Raw genomic sequence first — 2,945 nt, 5'->3', positions numbered from 1 at the left:
TTTTAGTTTGGTTAAGTTAGAAAGGGCGCACGGTGGATGCCTTGACACTAGGAGTCGATGAAGGACGGGACTAACGCCGATATGCTTCGGGGAGCTGTAAGTAAGCTTTGATCCGAAGATTTCCGAATGGGGAAACCCACCATACGTAATGGTATGGTATCCTTATCTGAATACATAGGGTAAGGAAGACAGACCCAGGGAACTGAAACATCTAAGTACCTGGAGGAAGAGAAAGCAAATGCGATTTCCTGAGTAGCGGCGAGCGAAACGGAACATAGCCCAAACCAAGAGGCTTGCCTCTTGGGGTTGTAGGACATTCTATACGGAGTTACAAAGGAACGAGGTAGACGAAGCGACCTGGAAAGGTCCGTCGTAGAGGGTAACAACCCCGTAGTCGAAACTTCGTTCTCTCTTGAATGTATCCTGAGTACGGCGGAACACGTGAAATTCCGTCGGAATCTGGGAGGACCATCTCCCAAGGCTAAATACTCCCTAGTGATCGATAGTGAACCAGTACCGTGAGGGAAAGGTGAAAAGCACCCCGGAAGGGGAGTGAAAGAGATCCTGAAACCGTGTGCCTACAAATAGTCAGAGCCCGTTAACGGGTGATGGCGTGCCTTTTGTAGAATGAACCGGCGAGTTACGATCCCGTGCGAGGTTAAGCTGAAGAGGCGGAGCCGCAGCGAAAGCGAGTCTGAATAGGGCGTTTAGTACGTGGTCGTAGACCCGAAACCAGGTGATCTACCCATGTCCAGGGTGAAGTTCAGGTAACACTGAATGGAGGCCCGAACCCACGCACGTTGAAAAGTGCGGGGATGAGGTGTGGGTAGCGGAGAAATTCCAATCGAACCTGGAGATAGCTGGTTCTCCCCGAAATAGCTTTAGGGCTAGCCTTAAGTGTAAGAGTCTTGGAGGTAGAGCACTGATTGGACTAGGGGTCCTCATCGGATTACCGAATTCAGTCAAACTCCGAATGCCAATGACTTATCCTTAGGAGTCAGACTGCGAGTGATAAGATCCGTAGTCAAAAGGGAAACAGCCCAGACCGCCAGCTAAGGTCCCAAAGTGTGTATTAAGTGGAAAAGGATGTGGAGTTGCTTAGACAACTAGGATGTTGGCTTAGAAGCAGCCACCATTTAAAGAGTGCGTAATAGCTCACTAGTCGAGTGACTCTGCGCCGAAAATGTACCGGGGCTAAATACACCACCGAAGCTGCGGATTGATACCAATGGTATCAGTGGTAGGGGAGCGTTCTAAGGACAGTGAAGTCAGACCGTAAGGACTGGTGGAGTGCTTAGAAGTGAGAATGCCGGTATGAGTAGCGAAAGACGGGTGAGAATCCCGTCCACCGAATGCCTAAGGTTTCCTGAGGAAGGCTCGTCCGCTCAGGGTTAGTCAGGACCTAAGCCGAGGCCGACAGGCGTAGGCGATGGACAACAGGTTGATATTCCTGTACCACCTCTTTATCGTTTGAGCAATGGAGGGACGCAGAAGGATAGAAGAAGCGTGCGATTGGTTGTGCACGTCCAAGCAGTTAGGCTGATAAGTAGGCAAATCCGCTTATCGTGAAGGCTGAGCTGTGATGGGGAAGCTCCTTATGGAGCGAAGTCTTTGATTCCCCGCTGCCAAGAAAAGCTTCTAGCGAGATAAAAGGTGCCTGTACCGCAAACCGACACAGGTAGGCGAGGAGAGAATCCTAAGGTGTGCGAGAGAACTCTGGTTAAGGAACTCGGCAAAATGACCCCGTAACTTCGGGAGAAGGGGTGCTTTCTTAACGGAAAGCCGCAGTGAATAGGCCCAAGCGACTGTTTAGCAAAAACACAGCTCTCTGCGAAGCCGTAAGGCGAAGTATAGGGGGTGACACCTGCCCGGTGCTGGAAGGTTAAGGAGAGGGGTTAGCGTAAGCGAAGCTCTGAACTGAAGCCCCAGTAAACGGCGGCCGTAACTATAACGGTCCTAAGGTAGCGAAATTCCTTGTCGGGTAAGTTCCGACCCGCACGAAAGGTGTAACGATTTGGGCACTGTCTCAACCAGAGACTCGGTGAAATTATAGTACCTGTGAAGATGCAGGTTACCCGCGACAGGACGGAAAGACCCCGTGGAGCTTTACTGTAGCCTGATATTGAATTTTGGTACAGTTTGTACAGGATAGGCGGGAGCCATTGAAACCGGAGCGCTAGCTTCGGTGGAGGCGCTGGTGGGATACCGCCCTGACTGTATTGAAATTCTAACCTACGGGTCTTATCGACCCGGGAGACAGTGTCAGGTGGGCAGTTTGACTGGGGCGGTCGCCTCCTAAAGTGTAACGGAGGCGCCCAAAGGTTCCCTCAGAATGGTTGGAAATCATTCGTAGAGTGCAAAGGCATAAGGGAGCTTGACTGCGAGACCTACAAGTCGAGCAGGGACGAAAGTCGGGCTTAGTGATCCGGTGGTTCCGCATGGAAGGGCCATCGCTCAACGGATAAAAGCTACCCCGGGGATAACAGGCTTATCTCCCCCAAGAGTCCACATCGACGGGGAGGTTTGGCACCTCGATGTCGGCTCATCGCATCCTGGGGCTGTAGTCGGTCCCAAGGGTTGGGCTGTTCGCCCATTAAAGCGGTACGCGAGCTGGGTTCAGAACGTCGTGAGACAGTTCGGTCCCTATCCGTCGTGGGCGTAGGAAATTTGAGAGGAGCTGTCCTTAGTACGAGAGGACCGGGATGGACGCACCGCTGGTGTACCAGTTGTTCTGCCAAGGGCATAGCTGGGTAGCTATGTGCGGAAGGGATAAGTGCTGAAAGCATCTAAGCATGAAGCCCCCCTCAAGATGAGATTTCCCATAGCGTAAGCTAGTAAGATCCCTGAAAGATGATCAGGTTGATAGGTTCGAGGTGGAAGCATGGTGACATGTGGAGCTGACGAATACTAATAGATCGAGGACTTAACCATATAATATGTAGCAA

At 51.6% G+C, this 2,945-nt stretch carries 1 rRNA gene; it reads left to right on the top strand.

Going from position 1 to position 2,945, the window contains the following annotated elements:
• Positions 1-9 precede the first annotated feature (9 nt).
• Positions 10-2,931, top strand: a 23S ribosomal RNA gene (locus tag ES895_RS29035).
• The last annotated feature ends 14 nt before the right edge of the window (positions 2,932-2,945 follow it).

Origin of the sequence: Bacillus sp. 007/AIA-02/001 (assembly GCF_004634455.1) — a bacterium.
Taxonomy (GTDB): Bacteria; Bacillota; Bacilli; order Bacillales; family Bacillaceae_G; genus Bacillus_A; species Bacillus_A cereus.
This window is presented reverse-complemented; position numbering and strand designations above follow the sequence as displayed.